Annotated in this window: 20 protein-coding genes and 2 pseudogenes; 9 read left to right on the top strand and 13 right to left on the bottom strand. The window is 71.8% G+C overall.

Annotated elements, in window-relative coordinates; genetic code table 11:
* Positions 1-3: 3 nt before the first annotated feature.
* Positions 4-1,275, bottom strand: coding sequence for a lysine N(6)-hydroxylase/L-ornithine N(5)-oxygenase family protein (locus tag Prum_RS39705; RefSeq protein WP_173082064.1), 1,272 nt, complete (start codon positions 1,273-1,275; stop codon positions 4-6).
* Positions 1,276-1,372: 97 nt separating this feature from the next.
* On the opposite strand from Prum_RS39705, the gene Prum_RS39700 reads away from it, so the two are divergent.
* Entirely contained in the window at positions 1,373-2,329 is a 957-nt protein-coding gene (locus Prum_RS39700) for a methionyl-tRNA formyltransferase (protein WP_173082062.1), read from the top strand.
* Here Prum_RS39700 and Prum_RS39695 read toward each other — a convergent pair.
* Both Prum_RS39695 and Prum_RS39690 read right to left on the bottom strand, forming a co-directional pair.
* Positions 2,319-3,608, bottom strand: coding sequence for a LuxR C-terminal-related transcriptional regulator (locus Prum_RS39695; RefSeq protein ID WP_173082060.1), 1,290 nt, complete (start codon positions 3,606-3,608; stop codon positions 2,319-2,321). The two genes, Prum_RS39700 and Prum_RS39695, sit on opposite strands and share 11 nt — an antisense overlap.
* A gap of 190 nt (positions 3,609-3,798) precedes the next feature.
* Positions 3,799-4,083 (bottom strand): adhesin, encoded by a 285-nt coding sequence (locus tag Prum_RS39690; protein ID WP_173082058.1) that lies wholly within the window; start codon positions 4,081-4,083, stop codon positions 3,799-3,801.
* Positions 4,084-4,228: 145 nt separating this feature from the next.
* Here Prum_RS39690 and Prum_RS39685 point away from each other — a divergent pair, with 145 nt between their 5' ends.
* The 3 genes from Prum_RS39685 to Prum_RS39675 are packed head-to-tail and all read left to right on the top strand — an operon-like array spanning position 4,229 to position 6,492.
* Positions 4,229-5,404 carry a sialidase family protein gene (locus Prum_RS39685; protein ID WP_173082056.1) on the top strand — a complete coding sequence of 392 codons (1,176 nt, stop codon included), beginning with the start codon at positions 4,229-4,231 and terminating at the stop codon, positions 5,402-5,404.
* 39 nt (positions 5,405-5,443) lie between these two features.
* Positions 5,444-6,154 carry a FadR/GntR family transcriptional regulator gene (locus Prum_RS39680; protein WP_173082054.1) on the top strand — a complete coding sequence of 237 codons (711 nt, stop codon included), beginning with the start codon at positions 5,444-5,446 and terminating at the stop codon, positions 6,152-6,154.
* Between the two features lie 20 nt (positions 6,155-6,174).
* Positions 6,175-6,492 (top strand): type II toxin-antitoxin system PemK/MazF family toxin, encoded by a 318-nt coding sequence (locus tag Prum_RS39675; RefSeq protein ID WP_173082052.1) that lies wholly within the window; start codon positions 6,175-6,177, stop codon positions 6,490-6,492.
* Here the strand turns inward: Prum_RS39675 and Prum_RS39670 are convergent.
* The 4 genes and pseudogenes from Prum_RS39670 to Prum_RS39660 all read right to left on the bottom strand — a co-directional run bounded on the left by Prum_RS39670 (position 6,431) and on the right by Prum_RS39660 (position 11,092).
* A complete protein-coding gene (locus Prum_RS39670; protein WP_246278416.1) occupies positions 6,431-7,768 on the bottom strand; it encodes a hypothetical protein in 1,338 nt (445 codons plus the stop codon). The genes Prum_RS39675 and Prum_RS39670 overlap by 62 nt on opposite strands.
* Positions 7,769-7,889: 121 nt before the next feature.
* Positions 7,890-8,255, bottom strand: a pseudogene (locus tag Prum_RS52765) (sigma factor); the annotation flags it as partial.
* 130 nt (positions 8,256-8,385) lie between these two features.
* Positions 8,386-9,441, bottom strand: a complete 1,056-nt coding sequence (locus Prum_RS39665; RefSeq protein WP_173082050.1) for a lytic polysaccharide monooxygenase auxiliary activity family 9 protein — start codon at positions 9,439-9,441, stop codon at positions 8,386-8,388.
* A gap of 232 nt (positions 9,442-9,673) precedes the next feature.
* Positions 9,674-11,092 (bottom strand): LVIVD repeat-containing protein, encoded by a 1,419-nt coding sequence (locus tag Prum_RS39660; RefSeq protein ID WP_173082048.1) that lies wholly within the window; start codon positions 11,090-11,092, stop codon positions 9,674-9,676.
* Positions 11,093-11,229: 137 nt separating this feature from the next.
* Here Prum_RS39660 and Prum_RS39655 point away from each other — a divergent pair, with 137 nt between their 5' ends.
* Entirely contained in the window at positions 11,230-11,913 is a 684-nt protein-coding gene (locus Prum_RS39655; RefSeq protein WP_246278415.1) for a DUF305 domain-containing protein, read from the top strand.
* Here Prum_RS39655 and Prum_RS39650 read toward each other — a convergent pair whose 3' ends face one another.
* From Prum_RS39650 to Prum_RS52755, 3 genes are all read right to left on the bottom strand, one after another.
* A complete protein-coding gene (locus Prum_RS39650; RefSeq protein ID WP_173082046.1) occupies positions 11,914-12,669 on the bottom strand; it encodes a hypothetical protein in 756 nt (251 codons plus the stop codon).
* A 332-nt stretch (positions 12,670-13,001) separates the two neighbouring features.
* Positions 13,002-13,667 carry a response regulator transcription factor gene (locus tag Prum_RS52760; protein WP_371871414.1) on the bottom strand — a complete coding sequence of 222 codons (666 nt, stop codon included), beginning with the start codon at positions 13,665-13,667 and terminating at the stop codon, positions 13,002-13,004.
* Positions 13,655-14,875: a sensor histidine kinase gene (locus tag Prum_RS52755; protein WP_246278413.1), complete on the bottom strand. Its 1,221-nt coding sequence runs from the start codon at positions 14,873-14,875 to the stop codon at positions 13,655-13,657. The genes Prum_RS52760 and Prum_RS52755 overlap by 13 nt, the downstream gene beginning before the upstream one ends.
* A 131-nt stretch (positions 14,876-15,006) precedes the next feature.
* Here Prum_RS52755 and Prum_RS39640 point away from each other — a divergent pair.
* From Prum_RS39640 to Prum_RS39630, 3 genes and pseudogenes are all read left to right on the top strand, one after another.
* Positions 15,007-15,893, top strand: a pseudogene (locus tag Prum_RS39640) (ABC transporter ATP-binding protein).
* Positions 15,890-16,615, top strand: coding sequence for an ABC transporter permease (locus Prum_RS39635; RefSeq protein WP_173082044.1), 726 nt, complete (start codon positions 15,890-15,892; stop codon positions 16,613-16,615). The pseudogene Prum_RS39640 and the gene Prum_RS39635 overlap by 4 nt, the downstream one beginning before the upstream one ends.
* A 41-nt stretch (positions 16,616-16,656) precedes the next feature.
* Positions 16,657-17,574 (top strand): DUF3500 domain-containing protein, encoded by a 918-nt coding sequence (locus tag Prum_RS39630; protein WP_173084688.1) that lies wholly within the window; start codon positions 16,657-16,659, stop codon positions 17,572-17,574.
* A 138-nt stretch (positions 17,575-17,712) separates the two neighbouring features.
* On the opposite strand, the gene Prum_RS39625 is transcribed toward Prum_RS39630, so the two are convergent.
* Positions 17,713-18,033: an STAS domain-containing protein gene (locus Prum_RS39625; protein ID WP_173082042.1), complete on the bottom strand. Its 321-nt coding sequence runs from the start codon at positions 18,031-18,033 to the stop codon at positions 17,713-17,715.
* A gap of 205 nt (positions 18,034-18,238) precedes the next feature.
* On the opposite strand from Prum_RS39625, the gene Prum_RS39620 reads away from it, so the two are divergent.
* Entirely contained in the window at positions 18,239-18,997 is a 759-nt protein-coding gene (locus Prum_RS39620; protein WP_173082040.1) for a class I SAM-dependent methyltransferase, read from the top strand.
* 4 nt (positions 18,998-19,001) lie between these two features.
* Here the strand turns inward: Prum_RS39620 and lpdA are convergent, their stop codons facing one another.
* Together lpdA and secA2 are read right to left on the bottom strand one after the other, a co-directional pair.
* Positions 19,002-20,387 (bottom strand): dihydrolipoyl dehydrogenase, encoded by a 1,386-nt coding sequence (gene lpdA / locus Prum_RS39615; RefSeq protein WP_173082038.1) that lies wholly within the window; start codon positions 20,385-20,387, stop codon positions 19,002-19,004.
* 225 nt (positions 20,388-20,612) lie between these two features.
* Complete coding sequence (gene secA2 / locus Prum_RS39610; RefSeq protein WP_173082036.1) at positions 20,613-22,904, bottom strand: accessory Sec system translocase SecA2; 2,292 nt, start codon at positions 22,902-22,904, stop codon at positions 20,613-20,615.
* Position 22,905 lies beyond the last annotated feature (1 nt).

Genomic DNA, 22,905 nt, shown 5'->3' with positions numbered 1-22,905 from the left:
TGCTCAGATGTACTGCGGTGCCGGGACTTCGCTGTCCACGATGGAACGGAGGATCTCGGCGGCCCGGATGGCGGTGTTGGACAGCAGCGACGACGTGATGCCGTGCGTGTGCTCGGTGCCGCCCTGCAGGTAGATTCCGGGCCCGAGATCCGGGTCGGTGAGCACGCGGTAGTCCCGCCCGACGCGCAGGCGCCCCTGCTCGTCGCGGCGGCACCCGCAGGAGTCCAGCAGCGGGCCGGGGTCGGCGGGTCGGTAGCCGGTGGCGTAGACGACGGCGTCGGCGTCCAGCACGGTGCTCGCGCCGGTGACCAGCGACCGCACCGTGGTCCGTACACCCGCGGGGGTCGCCGCGACGTCCTCGACGCGGGACACGTTGAACATGCGCAGCCGCGACGTGCCGAGCACCTTCTCGCGGTAGACCCGGCGGTACAGGTCGTCGATCAGGTCGGCGTCCACGACGGAGTAGTTGGTGTTGGCGTGGTAGTCCACAAGGGACTGCTTGACCTCCGGCGGCGCCTCGTAGAACTCGCCCACCGCGGCCGGGTCGAAGATGCGGTTGGCGAACGAGCTGTCGTCGGCCGGGCTGTAGCCGTACCGGGAGAAGACCGCACAGACCTCGGCGCGCGGGAAGCGCTCGTGCAGGAACGCGACGACCTCCGCGGCGCTCTGTCCGGCCCCGACCACGACGAAGCGCGACCCGTCCGACAGCCCGGTGACCCGGTCGAGCAGGTCGCGGTTGTGCCAGATCCGGTCCGTCGCCACCACCCCGTCCGGCAGGTGCGGGCGCAGGCCGGTGGCGAGCACCAGGTTGCGGGCGCGGTAGACGCTCACCCCGTCCTTGCTCCGCACGGTCACGTCGAGGTGGTCCCCGTCGACCGGCTCGACGCCCACCACCTCGTGGCCGTAGAAGACCAGGTCGTCCACCTTGGCCGCGGCCCACTCCAGGTAGTCGTGGAACTCCACGCGCAGCGGGAAGAGGTTCTTGTGGTTGATGAAGTCGATCAGCCGGCCCTTGCCGTGCAGGTAACACAGGAAGCTGAACTCGCTGGTCGGGTTGCGCAGCGTGACCAGGTCCTTGAGGAACGACACCTGCATGGTCGCGTCCTCGATCAGCATCCCGCGGTGCCAGCCGAACCGCGGCTGCCGCTCCAGGAACACACCGGTGGTCTTGTGCCGGGCGACCGCGTTGTGCTCGGTCAACGCGATGGCCAGCGCCAGGTTCGACGGGCCGAAGCCGACTCCGACGAGGTCGTACACGGGTACCGCCTGCGACATGCCTGCCCCATCACTCGGTTGCGACTTAGGACAGCCTTGCTTAAGTTATCGAGTTAGGCAAGCCTTGCCAAACTGATCACACTGTGGAGGGTCGTCAATGCGGGTCGTTATGTTCGGGTACCAGACCTGGGGTCACCGCACCCTGCAGGCCCTGCTCGACTCCGACCACGAGGTCGTCCTCGCGGTCACCCATCCCAAGAGCGATCACGCGTACGAGAAGATCTGGGACGACTCCGTCGCCGAGTTGGCCGAGAAGCACGGCGTACCCGTGGAGATCCGCAACCGCCCCGACGACAGCCTGGTGGAACGGCTGCGCGAGGTCAACCCGGACGTCATCGTCGCGACCAACTGGCGCACCTGGATCCCGCCGGAGATCTTCGCGCTGCCCCGCCTCGGCACCCTCAACGTGCACGACTCGCTGCTGCCCGCGTACGCCGGCTTCTCCCCGCTCATCTGGGCCCTGATCAACGGGGAGGAGCGGGTCGGGGTGACCGCGCACATGATGGACGGTGAGCTGGACGCCGGCGACATCGTGCTCCAGCGCGCCGTGCCCGTCGAACCCACCGACACCGCGACCGACCTGTTCCACAAGACGCTGGAGCTCTTCGGCCCGATCACCGTGGACGGGCTGGCGCTGATCGCCTCGGGGCGTACCGACTGGGTCAAGCAGGACCGCTCGCGGGCCAGCTTCTTCCACAAGCGCTCCATCGAGGACAGCCGCGTCGACTGGAACTGGCCGGCGCAGGACCTCGAACGCCTGATCCGGGCGCAGTCCGACCCGTACCCGAACGCGTTCACGTACCACCGCGGCGAGCGGGTGCGGATCCTGGCCGCCGCCGTCTCCGACGGCCGCTACGGCGGCACGCCCGGCCGGATCTTCATCCGCGAGGGCGACGGCGTCGTGATCGTCGCGGGCGCCGACGCGCGCCATGGCCGCAACCACGGCCTGCTCATCAAGCGGGTACGCCTCGACGACGGCACCGACGTGCCCGCGCTCGAATACTTCCGCACCATGGGCGGCTACCTCACCCCCACCCGCACGGTTAGGGGTTGAGGAGCTCCAGCATGCCGAGCGCGTGGGCGGTGGCCAGGGCGCCGGCGCGGTTGCGGGCGCCCAGCTTGCGGAACAGGCGCGCCTGGGTGTTCTCGACGGTCTTTTCGGCGATGCCGAGCGACCGGGCCGTCTGCCGTACGCTGTGGCCGGCCGCGATCGAGCGCAGGATGTCGCCCTCGCGGGTGGTCAGCTCGGGCAGGCCGCTTTCCGGCTCGCCCGCGTGGGTGCCGGCGGCGGCGAGGACCCAGTTGGCCGCGGTGGGGTCGATGATCAGGTGGCCGGCGGCGGCGAGGGTGAGGGCGGGCACGAGGGCCTCGCTGACGCGCTCCGCGGCGACGATCGCGACCGCGCCCCGCCCCAGCGCGTCGAGGGTCTCGCCACGGCTCATCGGCTTGGAGCAGACCACCATGACCGGTACGCGGGAGTCGCCGAGCCGCTGCCAGTCCTCGACGGCGGGGTCGACGAGGACCACGGGGACGGTGCCGGAGCCGGCGTGGTCCCACAGGTCCAGCCCGCCACCGGAGCCGCCGTCGGTCACGAACGGGATGCGCTGGGCGAGCAGCGCCACGGCGACGTCATACCGGGCGGGCACGTCGGGTCCACAGAGGACGACGAGGGTCAGGCCGCCCGAGGCGTACACCCGGGGGCGGGGCAGGGGCGCGCGGTTGACCAGCCCGAGGGTGATGGCGCGGGCGATGGCGTGGCTCTGGCTGGTCACGGCGAGCTTCTGGTAGATGCGCCGCTTGCAGTTTTCCACCGCGAACGGGGTCATGTTGAGCAGCTCGGCGACGCGGCACACCGGGTGGCCGGCGGCGGTCAGTGTGATGATCTCCCGTTCCTGGGCGCTGAGCCCGCCCGGGGCCGGCACCGGTACCCCGAAGCGCAGCGCGTCGACGTGCTGGTGCAGCAGCATGAGCAGCGCGTCGAGGCCGTGCGAGCTCGGGATCAGCGTGTCCACGCCGGCCTGCCGGCTGGCGGCCAGCTCGGCGGAGGACAGCCGCTCGTAGAGGACGATCACGCGGATGCGTTCGTGGCGGTCACGCACGGTACGCAAAGCCCGTAGGGCCTCCCCCACGACGGCACCGGCGTCGTACAGGATCAGGTCGGGGCCGCACAGGTCGCAGAGGCCGAGCAGGGCGGCGTCGTCGGCGACGTGACCCACGACGGTGAAATCGGGCTGCCCGGCCAGGCAGACCGTGAGTGTGTCCCGAAAGATTCGCTTATGGGAGCGGATCGCCACCCTGACGAGGCGCCCGCTGGACGGCGGTACCTGTCGCATTGCCGGCCTCCCCAGGCAGCCGCTCTCCCGGCTACCGGCTGGATCGCCGAGATTCGAGGCTACGTTTCAAGTTTGTTACATAGACCCGAGTCAGTGTCAACCTTCGGCGAGGCAGCCCTAGGGGGTTTCTGTCGTCCGGAAAGCGGCAGCGGGGGCACCGCTGCACCAGCGGAGCGCCCCCGCTTCACCGTCAACCAGGCTGCTCGCCCACGGCGAACTGCACGGCGCCATTGGCGTCCACGTTGGCGTCGAGCGCCTTGTCATCGAGGATGCGCGCCGCTTCGGACTCCAGGAACAGCCGGGCCCCGGCCTCGTCGACGACCTTGTCGCCCTCCATGGGCTCGGCGGCCAGGCTGAGCATGAGCGAGCCCGCGGTCGCGTCGGTGGCGATGCGCAGGCCGGCCCCCTCGGGCACCTGTGGCTGGTCGGTCAGGTTGCGGATCACTTCCACCGCGTTGTCGGTCAAGGTGAGCATCGTGAACTCCTCCGGTCGAAAGGCCAGTTCAGGCCGCCTTACCCAGCCCCGGGCGAACCGAACCTCCTTGACTGGCGCCGTCACACGCCCTTAACGTCTCCGCAACAGCGGACGTCCTATGTCTGATCCACGAGCGGAGACGAACATGAGACTTGCCCTCCTGGGTGGCGTGGCCCTGCTGGCCACCGCGTGCGCCCCACCGGCCACGCCGGCGGAGCGTCCCACCTGCGCCGAGTCGGTGCCGTACACCGCCGGGACCGAGGGGTACAGCGGGTTCCGCATCCCGGCCGTCGTCGCCACCCGGTCCGGCGCGCTGCTGGCCTTCGCCGAGGGCCGGGTCGGCGGGCTCGGCGACGCCGGCAACATCGACCTCGTGCTGCGCCGGTCCACCGACGGCGGCTGCACCTGGGGGCCCCTGACGGTGGTCGCGGACAGCGGCGCCAACACGTCCGGCAACCCCGCACCGGTGGTCACCGCGAGCGGCCGGGTGGTGCTGCTTTCGACGTACAACGGCGGGACCGCGACGGAGGCCACGATCATGCGCGGCGAGGTCCCGGCCGACCAGAGCCGCCGGGTCTTCGTCCAGTCCAGCGACGACGAGGGTACGACGTGGTCGGCGCCGCGGGAGATCACCGCGAGCGCCAAGGCGGAGAACTGGCGCTGGTACGCCACCGGCCCGGTGCACGGGGTCCGGCTGGCCCGCGGGCCGCACCGGGACCGCCTGGTCATCCCGGCCAACCACTCCATCGCCCCGCCGGCCGGCTCGGCGGACACCGGCGTCGAGGCCAAGTACTACGGCGGGCACACGCTCTACAGCGACGACGGCGGCCAGACCTGGCGGATCGGCGCGGTGGACGACAACCCGAACGGGTACCTCAACGTCAACGAGACCACGGTGGCCGAGCTGCCGGACGGCCGGCTCTACCTGAACACCCGCGAGCACAACGGCACCGGGCCGGGCACCCGGGCGGACGCGTACAGCCGGGACGGTGGCGCGACGCTGGAGGCCCCGTACCGGCCGCAGGCCACCCTCGCCGGGCCGGTCGTGCAGGGCAGCGTGCTGCAGCTCGCCGGGCCGGGCGCCGCCCTGCTCTTCGCCGGTCCGGCCGACCCCGCGGCCCGGGCGGCGCTGACGCTGCGGGTGAGCACCGACCAGGGGGCCACCTGGCGGCCGGCGCTGGCCCTTTCGGGGCTGCCGGCGGGCTACTCGGACCTCGTCCAGTTGGGCCACACCAGCATCGGCGTGCTGTACGAGACCGGTGACTGGGGGACGTACGAGAGGATAGCCTTCCGCCGGATCGCCATCCAGGACATTCGATAGGGTAACCTCGGACGTCCTATGACTTGCTAGAGGAGCACCATGACCCACCCGCGGCGGGGAGCCAGCGAAAACCAGCGGGCGCTGCAAGAAGCGATCAAGGACCTGATCGTCCGGCGCGGACTGGCTCCTGGCTCCCTGCTGCCCACCGAGAGCGAGCTGATGGCCGAGCTGTCGGTCAGCCGGCACCCGCTGCGCGAGGCGATCAAGGCGCTGCAGGCGCTCGGCATCGTGGACATCCGCCACGGTCTCGGCACGTACGTCGGCACCCCCTCGTTCTCGCCGCTCGAAGCCGGCCTGACCTTCCACAGCCACCTGTCCCTGCACGGTGACCTGCGCGACATCGGCGACCTGGTGCAGATCCGCGAGGTGCTGGAGACCGGCCTGGTACGCCAGGTGCTGGCCCAGATCGACGACGCCGACATCGACACGCTGGAAAACGCCGTGTCCACGATGGAACGGGAGGCCGCCCAGGGGCACTACTCCCCGGAAGCGGACTGGCTCTTCCACAAGACGCTCTACCAGCCGCTGCGCAACGACCTGATCAGCGACCTGCTGCGGGTCTTCTGGAGCGTCTTCGACAAGGTCAACGCGCAGCTCCCGCGTACCGAAGACAAGCCGGAAGCGGCGGCGGCCGCGCACCGGGCGATCCTGACCGCGCTGCGCGGCGGCGACCCCGAAGTGCTCGCCGCGGCGATGGCCGACCACTTCACCGACATCCGCGAGCGGATCTCGCGCGTGCCCCGCCGCTAGGGCGGGCGTACCATCTGCCCGTGAACCGCGGCGAGGTCTGGACCATCGGCGACCGGGCCGACCTGCGCTACCGGGTCGTCGTGCTCTCCGGCGATACGCACAACGAACGCCCCAACGCCGCGCCGTACTGCGCGCCCGTGGTCCGGCAGCGGGGCACCACGGACCTGCCACCGTTCGCGGTGCCGCTGTCCGAGACCGACCCGGTGTCCGGCGTCGTGGTGGTCAACCGGATGCGCCGCCTGCCGGCGGCCGCCGGCGCCGAACGGCTCGGCATGATCACCGGCGCCAGCCTGGCCCGGCTCGACTCGGCCCTGCGCGACCTGTTCGAGCTGACCTAGCAGCTCCAGACGAGCGGGTCGGCCAACTTCTCGACGACGATCCCCGGACCGGCGTGGGCTCGATCACGAGGGCGCGCAGCCCGTACAGGACGCGGGCGTCGTCGCTGAGGGACACCGGGTAGGCCGCCTCCGAGCCGGGCAGGGTGACCGGGGCGCCGTCGCGGGCCACCTGCGCCGCTCCCCCATCGGGCGCGGGCAGCACCACCCAGCCCGAGGAGTTCACCGCGATCGCCGGCTCGGACCGGTCCGGCCAGACGTCGACGTCGCCGGTCGCCAGGTTCCAGCGGGCCGCCATCCGGCGGACATTGTCGTTGCCCAGCGGGAGCAGCGGGTCGATGCCGGTGAAGCCCTTGTCGCTGGCCTGCGGCGGCGCGGTCTCGTCCGGCGCGGCGCCGACCCAGCCGGCGGCCCACTGCCCGCGTACGGCCAGCACCCGGCCGGTGTCCGCGCCCTCCGGCAGCGCCAGCCGGCGGCCGTTCCCGTCCGGCCCCCACGCGTACGGCAGGGTGCCGCTGCCCAGCGCGCCGACCACCGTCCCGTCGTCGGCGATGCCCGTCGCCCGGGCGTTGTCGGGGGCGTCCAGCACGACCGCCCGCTTCGGCTCGGCGGCCGGCCAGAGCACCACGACCGTCCGTTCGCCGCGCACCGCGTCGCCGACCACGTCGCCGCGCGCGTTGATCGCGTACGGCGTCACCGGGCCCGTCTTCGACACCAGTGGCAGCTTGCGGAAATCGCCGCCGCCGTCCAGCACCCACGCGAACTGCTCTCCGCTCGCCGGGGTGACGGCCGTCCCGACCACGGTGCCGGAGGCGTTGACCGCGACCGCGTCGACCGCCTCGGCCGGCACCTTCAGCACCTCGGGCGTGCCGTCCGTCCAGCGCACCACCATCGTGCGACCGTCCTTCGTGACCACGCCCCCGACCGCATACCGGCCCGTGGGGTCGGCCGCCACCCGCCCGGTGAGCGTCCCCACACCGGCCGGCGCCGCCAGCTTCCGTACCGTGCACGAGGCGAACGGGGCCGGCGTGGCGGTGACCGCGTCGCCGATGGGCGGCGCCGTCCGGTCGTTCCCGGTCGTGTTCAGGGCCTGACTGACCGACGCGGCGGCGACCGCCGCCACCACCGTCGCGGTCGCCACCGCGAGGTACCGGCGGCGCCGCCGCACGGTGACGCCCGCCGCCATCGCGCGCGCCAGGTCCGCGCGCGGGTCCGGCACCCGAGCCGTCTCCAGCAGCACGCGTACGTCGTTCGCCCGGTCCTCGATGTCGCTCCTCACGCCGGTTCCCTCCCGTTGCCGTCCCGCGCTGCCACGAAGGGCGTGTCCCCGAGACGCTCGCGCAGTGTCGCGAGCCCCGGGAGGTCTGTGCCTTGACGTTGCCGGTCGAGCAGCGCATCGCCGCCGCGACGCTCTCCACGGGCATGTCACAGAGGAACCGCATGACCAGCACCGTCCGCTGCCCCTTGGGCAGGTCGGCCAGCGCCCGGACTACCAGGTCGCGGGTCTCCACACCGGACTCGCCCAGGTCACCCCGCTCCGGGGTGGCCGACATGAGCCACACCTTCGACCAGGCCAGGCGACGCTCGTCGATGTACGACCGCACCAGCATCCGGTGCACGTACCCGTCGAGATTGTCCGCCTTCTGCGCGCGATCCCAGTGCACGTAGAGCTTCGTGACAGTGGTCTGCACCAGATCGTCGGCCCGGTGCTCGTCACCGCACAGCAGGTACGCCGCGCGGTGCCACCTGGCCAATCGTGCCGACACGAACTCCACGTACTCCGAATCCACACCCCCTTAACGGATGCGGCGGGGTCCGCGGTTGCGTCCGGATGCAAGGAAGGGCCCCCTGCTATCGCTTTCCGCATAGCAGGGGGCCCTTCCTAACCGGTGAACGCTAGGTGCAGACAGCGTTGTTTAGGCGTACGCCTGTGGGGCCGGGGGAGCCGCTGCTGACGAAGCCGATGGTCGCCGACGCACCGGCTGCCAGGCTGGTACTCCAGCTCGGCGCCGCGGCGGTCACCGTGGTGCCGCTCTGGGTGACCGTGGCGTTCCAGCCGCTGTTGATCGTCGCGCCGGCCGGCATGGTCCACGTGGCCGTCCACGGGTTGACCGCGGCGGTGCTGTTGTTGCGGACGGTCACCTCGCCCTGGAAGCCGCCGCTCCACTGGCTCACGGTGCGCACCGTCGCCGTACACGTGGCCGGGCCGCTCGTGGGCGCGGTGGTGGGCGGCGTGGTGGGTGGCGTCGTCGGCGCAGTGGTGGGAGGCGTCGTGGGCGGGGTCGTCGGCGGGGTGGTCGGCGTCGTCCCACCGAACTGCACGTCGACGCAGTTGTAAAACGCCTCTGGGCTGTCCGAGCGCTGCCAGATCGAGTAGATGATGTGGCGGCCCGTCTTGTTGGGCAGCCGGGCGGTCCAGGAGTACTCGGCGCCCGACGTCCCGCTGCCCAGCGGCGGGTTGGTGACCTGGTCGAAGGGCGTGGCGTCCAGGTCGGACCAGCGCAGCGGCTGGGTCGGGTCGAACCCGTCCCGGGTGATGTACTGGTACCAGGTGCCCGGGTGCGGCGCCCACGCGTTGTAGCGGAACGTCATCGTGGCGCCGGACTGGAGCTGGGTGACCGGCCAGTCGGCCCGCGCCGCGTTGTAGGCCGCGTACTTCGTGGTGCCGCCGCCGCAGAGCTGGCCGTCCGGGATGATCGTCCGGTGCTGGCCTGCGGCGTTGCTCTGGAGGATGGCGTAGAAGTCCCACAGCGGCTGCTTGCCGCCCTGGGCCACGGCGTCCACACAGGCCGGAATGGTCGGATTGAGGTCGCCGTTGCCGTTCGCCTTACCGTCCAGATAGCACGTGTACGTGCGGGTGGGCGGAGACACGAACGCGCCGTGCGCCAGCGCGGGGGTGGGTTTGATGAGCAGCGGGATCCCGCTACCCACCAGCGCGGCGGCGACAAGCACCGCCAACCTGCGTTTCGCTTTCACATCGTTGCCTTTCGTCGCAAGAGTCGTCAACGGCACTCGCCGGGGGTGTCGCCCGTTGACACCCACACCCGGCGCGCCATCGCGGTCGAGAAAGGCCACTCGCAAGCCAGCACGCGCGCGGCTATTGAATCATGGATGTGAATACGTGAGCAAACGAGCAGGCCCGGCCGCCCCTCGGCGGCCGGGCCCACGCGGTGCCCCTACGGCGTCAGTAGCGCGTCTGCGACTGCGCGTTGAGCCGGTGGAACCTGTTGAACTCGGCGCCGAAGAGCCGCCAGTCCCGCACCTGCAGGACGTCGAGGCCCTTCACGATGTCGCTGGAGTAGATGTAGCCGTTGTAGTAGTACGCCGACCACGATCCGCCGAGCGTCAACGTGGTCGCCGACAGCGGACCCCGCTCCCACCACGCGATTTCCTTGGGCCGGGACGAGTTGGTGAAGTCCCAGACCGAGATGCCGCCCTGGTACCACGCCTGGACCATGATGTCGCGGCCGGGCACCGGGATCAGCGAACCGTTGTGGGCCACGCAGTTCTCGGTGTCCGCGTTCACCCGCGGGATCTTGAAGTAGCTCTTGAACTCGAGCCGGCGGCGGTCGCCCCAGCCCTTGATGTCGTAGATCGCGTCGGCGCCCTTGGTGGGCCCGATGGCCGCGGTGCACTCCGCACCCACGCCGCCACCCAGCTCATCGGTGAAGATGACCTTGGTGCCGGAGTTGTTGAACGTGGCCGAGTGCCAGAACGAGAAGTTCTCCAGGTCGCGCACCCGGTTGATCACCCTGGGCGCTTCCGGCTTGGAGATGTCCAGCAGGATGCCGTCACCCATGCACGCGCCGGCCGCGATGTCCTTCGACGGGTACGCGGTGATGTCGTGGCAGCCGGTCGTGTTGCTGCTGGTGGTGCCCGGCCCGTTGCCGGTGTCACCCGGGAACAGGTTGGGCGTGGCCACCACGGCGGCGTCGGTCGGCGACTTGACCGGCACCTTGACGATCGAGATCAGGTCGTGCGGCGGCAGGCAGTCCGGGAACGTCGCCGACGGGAAGTACGACGACACGTACACGTACACGGTGCGGCCGTTCTTGGTCGGCACGATCGTGTGGGTGTGCGAGCCGCAGTTGGTCTCGACGGACTTGACGTACCGCGGGTTGGTCTTGTCGCTGATGTCGAAGATCCTGATGCCCTCCCACGACTCCTTGATCGTGGCCGACTGGCCCGTGCTGTTGCACGAGTCGTCGCTGCGGGAGGAGTCGGTGGACAGGAAGAGCAGGTCGTTGTAGACCGAGACGTCGTTCTGGCCGCCCGGGCAGAACACCGTGGCGACCACGCTCGGCGCGCTCGGCCTGCTGAGGTCGTAGATCGCGAACCCGTTGTAGTTGCCCTGGTACGCGTACTTCCCCTGGAAGGCGATGTCCGAGGTGATGGCGCCCGCCAGCGGGCCGGGCTGCGGCACGTTGACGAGCTGGCGGATGTTGTCGCTGCTGACGATCTCGTCGACGCCGGGGATCTCGGCGGCGGTCGGCGCTTGGGCGCTGCTCGGTGTGGCGGCCACGGCACCGGTGAGCAGGAGTGCCACCGATGCCACGGCCACGACGCGCAGCCGTCGTAACCCTTGTGGGGTCGGTCTTGTCATGGCTTTTCCCCGTTTCCCGAAAGGTATAGAGGATGGAGCACACCTTACCGACGCATCGTAACCGTCGATGTGACCCCAGTCACTTCGATGGGCATCGGCGAAAGGTACTATCGCGCGCACCGTAACGGGGGAGGTCGATGATCGTGACGCGCCGCGGATATACGATCGCTGCCGCCGTGGCGGTCGCGCTGGCCGGCGTGATCGTCGCCGTGGCGCTGCGATCGTCCGATCCGGACCGTCCGGCCGCGAGCCCGACCGCGACCGCCTCCCCCACCGGTTCGCCGATCCCGGTCATCATGCCGGGCCGGCCCGGCGAGTCCGCGTCCACTGTGCCGTCCGACCAGGTCAAGGCGCCGGACGGCTCCCGCTACAACACGCTGGACACGTGGTTCGTCCGGATGATGATCCCGCACCACCAGCAGGCCCTGGAGATGGCCGCGCTCGCGCCGACCCGGGCCAAGCACCCGCAGATCCGCGCGATCGCCGACCGGATCACCGCCGCCCAGGGCCCCGAGGTGCGGTTCTTCCGCACCTGGCTGCAGCAGCGCGGCCTCGGCGAGAAGTCCGACGAGGGCGGCCACGACCACGGCGCCATGAAGGGCATGCAGCCGCCGGAGGCGATCCGCGGCCTCGCCGGCCTGACCGGCGACGCGTTCGACAAGATGTTCGTGGACATGATGGCCGCCCACCACGAGGGCGCCATCACCATGTGCACCGACGTGCTGCGGGTCGGCGTCGACCAGCGGATCCAGGAGCTGGCCACCGGCATCGCGGCCGAGCAGCAGGCCGAGATCAACCGGCTCCGCGAGATCCCGCTCTAGCTAGCAGCCGATCTTGGTAGTGGCCAGCGCGATGTCGTCCAGCAGCACGTCGTACGCCGGGGGCGTCGGGTTGCCCTGGTAGAGCTGCCAGCCGATCTTCACGGTGTCGAAGCGCGGGAACACGAAGTCGACCGGGTTGCCGCCGTGCTGGGTGGTGGTGACGGTCAGGTCGGGCTGGGCCACCCCGTCGATCCACACCGAGATCCGGTTGTCGGAGGCGTCCGCCTCCCACTCGACGCACTGCCAGCGGGCGGCCACCGACGGCGCCGACTCCCGCCAGTTGGTCCAGTCACCGGTCGGGCCGCCGTCCCCGCCCACGCCCCACAGCGCCCGGTCCAGCGTCGGCACGTACTGCCCGCCGAGCGGGCGCACGATCTCCGCGCCCTGGCCGGTCGCCTCGACCAGCGTGTAGTGCGCCCAGTCCGGCGCGGTCGGAAACGCCGACACCCGCAGCCGGATCCGCCCGAAGAAGCTGTTGCCGGGCGCCGCGAAGTCGTCCACCCTCAGGAACGCCCGCCCGTTGCCCTCCGTGTGCACGCGCAGCACCTTGCCGCCGCCGCGCCGCTCCACCGTCAGCGTGCCGTGCTTGGTGTCGATCCCCCACCGCAGGCTGGCCGCGCCGCCGGCCGGCAGCCGCTCGAAGTCCTCGCAGAAGAGCAGGGCCTGCCGGGCGCATCCGCCGCCGGACGAGGCGGGCGCCGCCGCCGGTGACACCAACACCAGGAGTACGCCAAGAGCAGCCGCCACAGTACGCATATCGATATTCTTACATGCCTCGCTATCCCCCGTTGCCCCCACGCCCCACGCCCCACGCCGTGCGGTCTTGCGCCGTGCGCCGTGCTCCGCGCGGTCTTGCGCCGTGCGCCGTGCTCCGCGCGGTCTTACGCGTCGATCAAGGTCTTGTGCGTCGATCAAGGGCATATGGCCGCGCTTTGATCTCCGATCCACGACCGTTTGCCCTTGATCGACGTCGAATCCCTTGATCGACGCGCGACGCACGGCGCGCGACGCACGGCGCGCGGAGCACGGCGCGCGGAGCACGGCGCGCGACGCACGGGCATGGCACGGCGCGGGCGCGCACCGGGCCGTCAGGTGAGGCCGGCGTCGTGGGCCAGGAGGGCTACCTGGACGCGGTTGTTGAACTCCAGTTTGGTCAGGACGCGGGAGACGTGCGCCTTCACGGTGGCCACGCTCATGTAGAGCTCGCCGCTGATCTCCGCGTTGGAGCGGCCCTGGCCGACCGCCACCGCGACCTCGCGCTCCCGGTCGCTGAGCCGGCCGAGCAGGGCGAGCGCGCGCCGGCGGCGGCCGTCCGCGCCGGTGTCGCTGACGTGCGCGATGAGCTGCCGGGTCACCGCCGGGGACAGGATCGGCTCGCCGGCCGCGACCCGGCGTACGGCGCGCAGGATCTCGGCGGGCGGCGTGTCCTTGAGCAGGAAGCCGCTGGCGCCGGCCCGCAGCGCGCGCAGCACGTACTCGTCGGCGTGGAACGTGGTCAGCACGATCACGTCGGGCGGGTCGGTGCGGCGGCGCAGCGCCTCGGTGGCGGCCAGCCCGTCGAGTTTGGGCATGCGGATGTCCATGAGCACCACGTCCGGCGTGTGCGTACGGACGGCGGCGGCCACCTCGGCGCCGTCGGCCGCCTCGCCCACCACCTCGACGTCCGGGGCACCGCCGAGGATCATCGCCAGCCCGGCCCGGACCAGCGCGTCGTCGTCGACGATCAGGACGCGTACGGGGGTCACGCCGGCCACGGCAGCCACGCCCACAGCCGGAAGTCGCCGGAGGGCGTACGGCCGTGCTCCAGCCGCCCGCCTACCAGGGTGGCGCGCTCGGTCAGCCCGACGATGCCGGTGCCGGCGCCGGGGATCTCCGGGCCGAGCGGCACGCCGACCGGCCACGGGTTGCGCACCTCGACGGACAGCCCGTCGCCGGCCGCCCCCGACAGTGTCACGTCCACAGTGGAACCGTACGCGTGTTTGCGGGCGTTGGTGAGTCCTTCCTGCACGATCCGGTACGCGTTGCGCCCCACCCCGGCCGGTACGGCGGCGAGGTCGTCGACCTGGCGGTCGAGGCGTACCCGCATGCCGGCCAGGCGGGACTCGTCGATCAGGCCGGGCAGGTCGGCGAGGGTGGGCTGGGGGCGGTCCGGCGCCTCGTCGGCGGGGTCGTCGCGCAGCACGCCGATCACCTCGCGCAGCTCCTGCAGGGCCTGGTGGGCGCTCTCCCGGATGACGCCGGCCGCCCGAGCCACCTCGTCGGGCGGCGCGTCCGGCCGGAACTCCAGCGCGCCCGCGTGCAGGCTCAGCAGCGAGATGCGGTGCGCCAGTACGTCGTGCATCTCCCGCGCGATCCGGGCCCGTTCCAGCTGCCGCGCCTGCGCCACCCGCAGCTGCTGCTCGGCCTCGGCCCGGTGGGCCCGGTCGCGCAGCGAGATCACCAACTGCCGGCGGGCCCGCACGAACATCCCCCACGCCAGGATCAGCAGCGTCGCGAACGCGCTCCAGGCCAGGTCGACCCAGAGCGGGCTGCTGTCCCACTCCGGCCGCAGGAGCGGGAAGAGGAAGCCACCGGCGAACCCGATCGCGCCCACCGCCGCCGCGACGGCGAAGCGCCGGTGCACGGCGACCGTGAAGTACCCGACGACGGCCGCGCCGATGCTGGTCGCCGCGTACACGCCGACCGCGCTGAGCGCCAGCGCGACGCCGACCGGCCAGCGGCGGCGCAGCCACAGCGCGCCGCAGGACAGCAGGCCCAGGAGCAGGTCGAGCGTGTTGCGCCCCGGGTCGACGCCCTCCTCGTAGCCGATGGCCGCCATGGCGAGCGCCACGCCCACGGCCAGCACGAAGACGAGCACGTCCACGACCCAGTCGCGCGGCGTGCGCCGCGCGACGCCACCGGCGTCCGGGTCCGGCTCCGCGAGCAGGGAGCCGGGCAGCAGCGCGCGGTACTCCGTACTCATGATCAAAATGGTACGGCCGTCCGCCCGGCCGGGCATCCAACCAAAGTCGAATCCACGCCGTAGACCTCGGTCGCGGGCCGCCGACCTCGGGCCGACGCGCCCGAGCACCCCGAGGCCGCACGCTCGACCGCATGATCAGTGTGGAGCACCTGACCAAGCGGTACGGCCCGCACACGGCCGTCGACGACGTCTCGTTCCGGTGTGAGCCGGGCACGGTGACCGGGTTCCTCGGGCCCAACGGCGCCGGCAAGTCGACCACGATGCGGATGATCTGCGGCCTCACCCCGCCCACCGCCGGCGGCGCGACCGTCGGCGGCGTGCCGTACCGGCGGCTGCCCAACCCGGGCCGGCACGTCGGGGTGCTCCTCGACGCGTCCGCCCAGCACCCGGGCCGTACCGGCCGGGAGACCCTCGCCCTGGCCGCGCAGATCATGGGCGTCGACCGCGGCCGGGTCGGCGAACTGCTCGACCTCGTCGGGCTCGACACGGCCGCGGCCCGCAAGCGGGTACGGGCGTACTCGCTGGGCATGCGGCAGCGGCTCGGCCTGGCGTACGCACTGCTGGGCGACCCGCGCGTGCTCATCCTCGACGAGCCGGCGAACGGCCTGGACCCGGAGGGCATCTTCTGGATGCGCAGCGTGCTGCGCGGCTTCGCCGACCGGGGCGGCACGGTGCTGCTCTCGTCCCACCTGCTGCGCGAGGTGGAGGCGGTCGCCGACCGGCTCGTGGTCATCGGGGCGGGCGGGTCGTGGCCGACGGCACCAAGGAGGAGCTGCTGGCCGGTGCCGGCACCCGGGTACGGGCGCTGGAGCCGGAGAAGCTGGAGTGGGCGCTCACCACCGCCGGCGTCCCGGTCACCCGGGAGCACGACGGCGCGCTGACCACGCAGTCGGACACCGAGGCCGTGGGCCGGGTGGCCACCGCGGCCGGCGTGGTGCTGCTGGAGCTGCGCCCCGCCGACGGCGGCGGGCTGGAAGAACTCTTCCTGGAACTGACCGCGAAGGAGACCGCCCGATGACCACGCTGACCATGGTGGAACTGCGCAAGATGGCCGACACCCGGGCCGGGTTCTGGCTGCTGGCGGTGGTCGCGCTGGCGTACGCGGCGCTGGTGACCGTGATCATCTTCGTGGCGGACGCGCCGGACCTGACGTTCCAGTCGCTCTTCCAGGCGACGCTGCTGCCGTCCGGGATCCTGCTGCCGGTGCTGGGCATCCTGTCCGTCACCAGCGAGTGGACGCAGCGCGGGGCGCTGACCACGTTCACCCTGGTGCCGGAGCGGTGGCGGGTCGCCGCGGCGAAGCTGCTCGCCGCGGCCGTACTGGCGGCGCTGTCGGTCGCGGCCGGGCTGGTCTTCGCGGCGGTGGGCAACCTGGTCGGCATGGCGGTGGCCGACGGCGACGGCAGCTGGCACCTGGGCGCGTCCGCGCTCGGCGGTGCCGTGCTCTTCCAGGTCATCAACGTCGTCATGGGCGTCGCGTTCGGCATGCTGCTGATGAACTCGGCGCTCGCCATCGTGATGTTCTTCGTGCTGCCGTCGATCTGGGGCGTGCTCACCGGCATGATCGGGGCGCTGCGGACCCCCGCCGAGTGGCTGGAGCTGAGCGTCACCATGCAGCCGCTCGCCGAGGACACGATGACCGGGTCCGGCTGGGCCAAGCTGGGCACGTCGGTGGGCGTGTGGGTCCTGCTGCCGCTGGCCGCCGGGCTGATCCGGCTCATGCGACGGGAAGTGTCGTAGGAGCAGGGTATACAGGTCATGTGGTGGGCGTACCAGATGAGATGCGCGAAGCCGCGGTCGCGCTGCTGGCCGCGCTGGACGGTGAGCAGCGCGACCTGGCCCGGCGGAGCTTCGGCGACGACGCGGCCCGGCGCTGGATCGAGTATCGGCCGCGGGCGCGGCCCGGGGCCTGCCTGGCCGACCTGGACCGCGCCGGCCGCAAGGCCGCGCACCGGTTGCTGGCGACGGCGCTGAGCCCGCACGCGTACGCCCAGGCGATGGCGATCGTGGCGCTGGAGGAGGTGCTCGACCGGGCCGAGGGGTGGGCGCGCGGGCGGCACAGCAACGACTACTGGGTGGCGGTCTTCGGCGATCCGGGTGACGAGGCGTGGTCGTGGCGGTTCGAGGGGCACCACGTGTCGGTGACGATGACGGTGGCCGGCGCCCAGGTGTCGCCCGCGCCGGTGTTCCTGGGCGCCAACCCGCACCGGGTCAGCCACGCCGGCCGCACCGTGCTGCGGCCGCTCGCCGCCGAGGAGGACCTGGGCCGGGCGCTGCTGGAGGCGATGGGGCCGGCGGGGCGGCGCGCGGCCATCGTGTCCGACCGGGCGCCCGACGACATCCGCAGCGCGACCCGCGGCCGCACGGACCCGATCGAGCCGCGCGGCGTGCCCACCAGCCGGCTCGGCCCGTCCGCGCGCGCCACGCTCGACGCCCTGGTCGCGCTCTACCTGGACCGGCTCCCGGCCGAGCTCGCCGCGCGCGAGCACGCGCGGATCGCCGCCGGCGAGCGGCACTTCGCCTGGGAGGGCCCGACCGGGCCGGGCACCAGGCACTACTACCGGGTCCAGGGCGAGGACCTGCTGATCGAGTACGACAACACGAGCGACGACGGAAACCACGCGCACACGGTCATGCGGCGCCCGAGGAGCGACTTCGGCGACGACGTGCTCGCCGCCCACCGCGCGGTCGCGCACTAGCGGGCGCTCAAACAGGCCCCAGGGCCTGTTCTATGAGGGTCGGTCGAGTTTTATGAGGGTCGGTCGAGCCGAGGCGAGGCCCAGGCGGCGATCCGGCAAGCCGGGCGTCGTCTGGGTCCGCCGCAGGCCGGCCAGCCCTCATGAAACAGGCCCTAGGCCCAGGAGCGGCGCGACGCCGGTGATGCGCAGGATCTGGTCGACGATCCGGCGGGGGTTGCGGACCCGCAGCGTCGCGCCGTAGGTCTCCGCCGCCTGCCGGCCCCGCAGCAGCGCCCGGACGCCGCTGGAGTCGAGGAACGGCACGTTGGTCAGGTCGACCACGACCTCGCGTACCGGGCCGTCCAGGGCCGCCGCGACCGCGGCCACCACGCTGCGCTCGTTCTGGATGTCGACGTCGCCGTGCAGATGGACCACCGCGAGGCCGTGGCTGTCGCAGGGTTCCGTGCGCACGAGCGTCATACCGTGTCGGTACCCCCACGCGGCCGCGCTCACACCCCGGGCAGCTGATACCGGACGGGCGCCGCGATCGTGGCGAATGGTTGCCCCTGGGCGGGCAACTAGTCGACACAGTCGCCGAGTCTCTTAACTTCCCGGCCCTGGGGCGCTCTACACGCTGGGGCGGCGGCCCTCGACACGAGGGCGGGCGGTAACTAGTCTACTGAGTATGAGTCCTTACATACTCGATGCTTCGGCGTGGCAGGAGAGCTGGGACCGGCAGCAGGAGGCGTACCTGCCGGACCGGGAGGAGCGGTTCGCCGCCCTGCTGGAGGTGGTCGACGCGGTCACGGATGGGCGGCCGCCGCGGGTGCTCGACCTGGCCGGCGGCACCGGGTCGATCTCGCTGCGGGTGCTGCGCCGCTTCCCCGACGCCACCACCACGCTGCTCGACGTCGACCCGGTGCTGCTGCACATCGCCGGCGCCACCCTCGATGACCGGGCCACGGTGGTGACGGCGAACCTGCGTACCCCGCAATGGCTGGCGGCGTTGCCGCACCGGGAGTTTGACGCGGTGCTTACCGCGACGGCGCTGCACTGGTTGCCGGCGGACCGGTTGACCGACCTGTACGGCGAGATCCGCAGCGCGCTACGGCCCGGAGGCGTGTTCGTCAACGCGGACCACATGCCCGACGACGGGCTGCCCGGCCTCAGCGCGCGGCTGGGCGACCGGTCCGACGCCCGCCGCCGGGCCCGGTACGCCGCCGGCGCGGTGCTGTCCTGGGAGGACTGGTGGGAGCACGTGGGCGGCGACCCGGTGCTGGGCCCGCTCCTGCCCGAACGCAAGAAGGTCTTCGCCGAGCGGCACGCCACCGAGTTCGCACCCCCGGTGTCCTGGCACCTGGACACGCTGCGCGCCGCCGGGTACGCCGAGGCCGGCCTGGTCTGGCGCGGCGCCCGGGACGCGGCGGTGGCCGGCGTGGCCTGAGCCGTCACATATTGATCATGTGGCCGGCCAGGCCGTGGATCGCCTCCTTGACCGCCTCGCCGAGCGTGGGGTGGGCGTGGACGTTACGGGCGACCTCGTGCACGGTCAGGTCCCACTGCTGGGCCAGCGTCAGCTCCGGCAGCAGCTCGGTCACGTCCGGCCCGATGAGGTGGGCGCCGAGCAGCTCGCCGTACTTACCGTCGCTCAAGATCTTGACGAAGCCGGCCGTGTCGGCGAGGCCGTGCGCCTTGCCGTTCGCGGTGAACGGGAACTTCGCGACCCGTACGTCGAAGCCCTTCTCCCGGGCCTGCGCCTCGGTCCAGCCGAAGCTGGCGATCTGCGGCTGGCAGTACGTGGCCCGCGGGATCATCGTGTAGTCCAGCTCCATGGTCTCGGCGTCGGCGATCGTCTCGGCGGCGATGATGCCCATGGCCTCGGCGGCGTGGGCGAGCATCAGCTTGGCGGTCACGTCGCCGATCGCGAAGATGTGCGGCACGCTGGTGCGGCACCGGCCGTCGACGTCGATCGCGCCGCGCTCGGTGCGGCGTACGCCGGTCTTGTCCAGCCCGTAGCCGTCGACGCGGGGCTGGAAGCCGATCGCCTGCAACACCTTGTCGGCCTCCAGCACCTGCCGCTGACCGTCCCGGGACACGGTGACCCGCACGCCCGATGCGGACTCCTCGATCGACTCGACCTTCGTGGAGGTGAGCACGTCGATGCCCAGGCGCTTGTACCGGCGGGCCAGCTCGGCGGAGACCTCGGCGTCCTCCAGCGGCACCACGCGGTCGAGGAACTCCACAATGGTCACCTTGACGCCGTAGTTGTGCAGGACGTACGCGAACTCCACGCCGATCGCGCCGGCCCCGGCGATGACGACGCTGGCGGGCAGGGTGTCGCTGAGGATCTGCTCCTCGTACGTCACGACGCGCTCGCTCACCTGCGTACCGGGCAGCAGCTTGGTGGTCGCGCCGGCCGCGATAACGCAGTGGTCGAAGGTGACGGTCTGCTCGCCGACGCGCAGCGTGTGCGGGTCGGTGAACACCCCGCGGGCGTCGTACTGGGTGATCTTGTTCTTCTTCATCAGGTAGTGCACGCCCTTGACGCGGCCGTCGGCGACCTTGCGGCTGCGCTGGAACGCCGCCCCGTAGTCGAAGCTGACCGTGCCGTCCACCTGGATGCCGAAGGTGCCGGCCTCCTGGGTGAACAGGTGCGCCAGCTCGGCGTTGCGCAGCAGGGCCTTGGACGGGATGCAGCCCACGTTGAGGCAGACGCCGCCCCAGTAGCGCTCCTCGACCACCGCCGTCGACAGCCCGAGCTGCGCGGACCGGACCGCCGCCGTGTACCCACCCGGACCCGCGCCCAGGACCACCACGTCGAAGTGTGTGCTCATGCGTCCGATGCTATGGGCGCCGGGCGGCGCCCGCAGGCGACGTCGATCAAGGACTTTCGCGTCGATCAAGGGCAAACGGCCGTGGATCGGAGATCAAACCACGACCATTCGCCCTTGATCGACGGCACGGGCCTTGATCGACGCGCCCAGCCTGCCGGGCGAGCCCAGCGCGCCGGGCGAGCCCAGCGCCCGACGCGCCCAGCCCACGGCGGGGAGGGAGCCGGCTTAGCGGGAGGAGGACAGCCGGCGGCCCACCGCGGAGATCAGGCGGTCGAGCTCGGAGCCGAACGGGTTGTCGTGCACCAGGTACGTCCACGTGGCGCTCGGCCGGACCATGTCGGACCCCTCCGGCTGCCAGTCCTCGGTCACCTCGGTCTGCTCGAACGTCTCCAGCGTGCGCGCCTCGATCTTCGGGAACAGGTCGTTGAACGCCGGCACCGCCGAGCGGTGGAACTCGTCCAGCGGGTCCAGCCGCCCCAGCGCGCGCAGGTGTACGCCCTCGCGCACCTCGTTCAGCTCGGCGAGGTGCTCGGCCCACAGCCGGTCGAGGTGGTAGAGCGCGATCGAGCGGGCCACCCGGGACAGCAGCTCCTCGTCGATGTCCTCGCACTTCTCCTCGTACCGGTCGCGCAGCAGGTCGGTGGCCACCTCGGTGGTCAGCAGCCGCTCGCGCCGCGCGGCGAGGGCGATGCGCTGCTGCTCGATCACCACGCTGTACCGCCAGGTGTTGCGGTGGATCTCGTGGTTGACGCCCTCGGCGACCCGCTGGGCGTGCTCGACGGCGTACGTGACGGTCTCGTCGTGCACCAGGCCGTCGGCGTCCATCTTCGGCGAGCCCGGGATCAGCTCGGGCGCGTGCCGGACGACCAGTTCGTCCTCCAGGCTCACGAAGAACACCGAGTGCCCGGGGTCGCCCTGCCGGCCGGAGCGGCCACGCAGCTGGTCGTCGACCCGGCGGCTGTCGTGCCGGCCGCTGCCGATGATGTAGAGCCCGCCGAGCTCCTTGACCCGGTCGTAGTCGGCCTGGTCGCTGCCGCCGAGGCGGATGTCGACGCCGCGGCCGGCCATCTGGGTGGAGACGGTCACCGCGCCGTGCGTGCCGGCCTCCGCGATGATCGCCGCCTCCTCCTCGTCGTTCTTGGCGTTGAGCACGACGCACGCGATCCCGGCGGCGGTGAGGCCGGCGGCGAGCTGCTCGGACTCCTTGACGTCGAGGGTGCCCACGAGCACGGGCCGGCCGGCCTCGTGGTTGATGCGGATCTCCTCGATCAGGGCCTCTTCCTTCTCGGCCTGGGTGGCGTAGATGCGGTCCGGATCGTCCACCCGGATGCACGGGGTGTTCGACGGGATGACCGCGACCTCGAGCTTGAAGAACTCGCGCAGCTCGTGCCCCACCAGCACCGCCGTCGCCGTCATGCCGCACAGCGTCTTGTAGAGCGCGATGTACGCCTGCACGGTGATGGTGTCGAGCACCTCGCCCTCGGCGGTCGCGTTGAGCCCCTCCTTGGCCTCGACAGCGGCCTGCAGCCCGTCCGGCCAGCGGCGGCGCTGGGCCACCCGGCCGCGCATCTCGTCGACCAGCTCCACGGCGCCGTTGCGCACGATGTAGTCGACGTCCCGGTGCAGCAGGGCCTGGGCGTGCAGGGCCACGTTGATGGCGGAGAGCTGCTCGACGTTCTCGTCGGCGTACAGGTCGATGCCGTCCAGCTTGGCCTCGACGGCGCGCAGCCCGCGGTCGGTCAGCGCGACGCTGCGGCCGTCGTCGGCGATCTCGTAGTGGCGCCTGTTGACCAGGCCCTTCACCAGCGCGGCGGCGGCGTGCACCGGGTCCTGCTCGCCGGGCACGGTGCCGGCGAGGACCATCGGCACCCGGGCCTCGTCGATCAGGATGGAGTCGGCCTCGTCGACGATGCAGGTGGCCAGCTCGCGCTGCACCCGGTCGTCGATGTCGGTGACGAGCTGGTCGCGCAGGTAGTCGAAGCCGGCCTCGCTGACCGAGACGTACGTGACGTCGTTGCCGTAGGCGGCCCGGCGCTGGTCGTGGCTGGACGCCTCGGTGACCCAGCCGACGGACAGGCCGAGCAGGCGGTAGACCGGCGCCATCCAGAGCGCGTCGCGGCGGGCCAGGTAGTCGTTGACGGTCAGCACGTGCACCGGGCCCTTGCCGCGCCGGACGTGCCCGTACGCGGCGATCGCGGCGGTCAGCGTCTTGCCCTCGCCGGTGGCCATCTCGGCGACCTTGCCGGACAGGAGCGCCATCGCGCCGAGCAGCTGCACGTCGTACGGCGTCTGGTCGAGGCCGCGCTTGGCCGCCTCGCGCCCGAAGGCACAGAGGTCGTGGTACTCGGTGGCCTCACCGGCGGCCTCGGTCAGCTCGGCGTCGGAGAGCTCCGCCAGCTCCTCCGCACGTGCACTGATCTTGGGCAACTGCTTCTCCAGCGGGCCGAGGTCGACCGTCGTACCCGGGCGCTGGAGAAAGCGCTGCATCCTGCTCTTCAACCGTTGCGACACACCCATG

This window comes from Phytohabitans rumicis, assembly GCF_011764445.1.
In the GTDB taxonomy this organism is placed as follows: domain Bacteria; phylum Actinomycetota; class Actinomycetes; order Mycobacteriales; family Micromonosporaceae; genus Phytohabitans; species Phytohabitans rumicis.
This window is presented reverse-complemented; position numbering and strand designations above follow the sequence as displayed.

What these genes read in the sequence shown, in the direction of transcription:
- Prum_RS39705 (WP_173082064.1), bottom strand. Translation starts at nt 1,275, where the DNA reads ATGTCGCAGGCGGTACCCGTGTACGACCTCGTCGGAGTCGGCTTCGGC.
- Prum_RS39700 (WP_173082062.1), top strand. Translation starts at nt 1,373, where the DNA reads ATGCGGGTCGTTATGTTCGGGTACCAGACCTGGGGTCACCGCACCCTG.
- Prum_RS39695 (WP_173082060.1), bottom strand. Translation starts at nt 3,608, where the DNA reads ATGCGACAGGTACCGCCGTCCAGCGGGCGCCTCGTCAGGGTGGCGATC.
- Prum_RS39690 (WP_173082058.1), bottom strand. Translation starts at nt 4,083, where the DNA reads ATGCTCACCTTGACCGACAACGCGGTGGAAGTGATCCGCAACCTGACC.
- Prum_RS39685 (WP_173082056.1), top strand. Translation starts at nt 4,229, where the DNA reads ATGAGACTTGCCCTCCTGGGTGGCGTGGCCCTGCTGGCCACCGCGTGC.
- Prum_RS39680 (WP_173082054.1), top strand. Translation starts at nt 5,444, where the DNA reads ATGACCCACCCGCGGCGGGGAGCCAGCGAAAACCAGCGGGCGCTGCAA.
- Prum_RS39660 (WP_173082048.1), bottom strand. Translation starts at nt 11,092, where the DNA reads ATGACAAGACCGACCCCACAAGGGTTACGACGGCTGCGCGTCGTGGCC.
- Prum_RS39655 (WP_246278415.1), top strand. Translation starts at nt 11,230, where the DNA reads ATGATCGTGACGCGCCGCGGATATACGATCGCTGCCGCCGTGGCGGTC.
- Prum_RS39650 (WP_173082046.1), bottom strand. Translation starts at nt 12,669, where the DNA reads ATGCGTACTGTGGCGGCTGCTCTTGGCGTACTCCTGGTGTTGGTGTCA.
- Prum_RS52755 (WP_246278413.1), bottom strand. Translation starts at nt 14,875, where the DNA reads ATGAGTACGGAGTACCGCGCGCTGCTGCCCGGCTCCCTGCTCGCGGAG.
- Prum_RS39635 (WP_173082044.1), top strand. Translation starts at nt 15,890, where the DNA reads ATGACCACGCTGACCATGGTGGAACTGCGCAAGATGGCCGACACCCGG.
- Prum_RS39630 (WP_173084688.1), top strand. Translation starts at nt 16,657, where the DNA reads ATGCGCGAAGCCGCGGTCGCGCTGCTGGCCGCGCTGGACGGTGAGCAG.
- Prum_RS39625 (WP_173082042.1), bottom strand. Translation starts at nt 18,033, where the DNA reads ATGACGCTCGTGCGCACGGAACCCTGCGACAGCCACGGCCTCGCGGTG.
- Prum_RS39620 (WP_173082040.1), top strand. Translation starts at nt 18,239, where the DNA reads ATGAGTCCTTACATACTCGATGCTTCGGCGTGGCAGGAGAGCTGGGAC.
- lpdA (WP_173082038.1), bottom strand. Translation starts at nt 20,387, where the DNA reads ATGAGCACACACTTCGACGTGGTGGTCCTGGGCGCGGGTCCGGGTGGG.
- secA2 (WP_173082036.1), bottom strand. Translation starts at nt 22,904, where the DNA reads ATGGGTGTGTCGCAACGGTTGAAGAGCAGGATGCAGCGCTTTCTCCAG.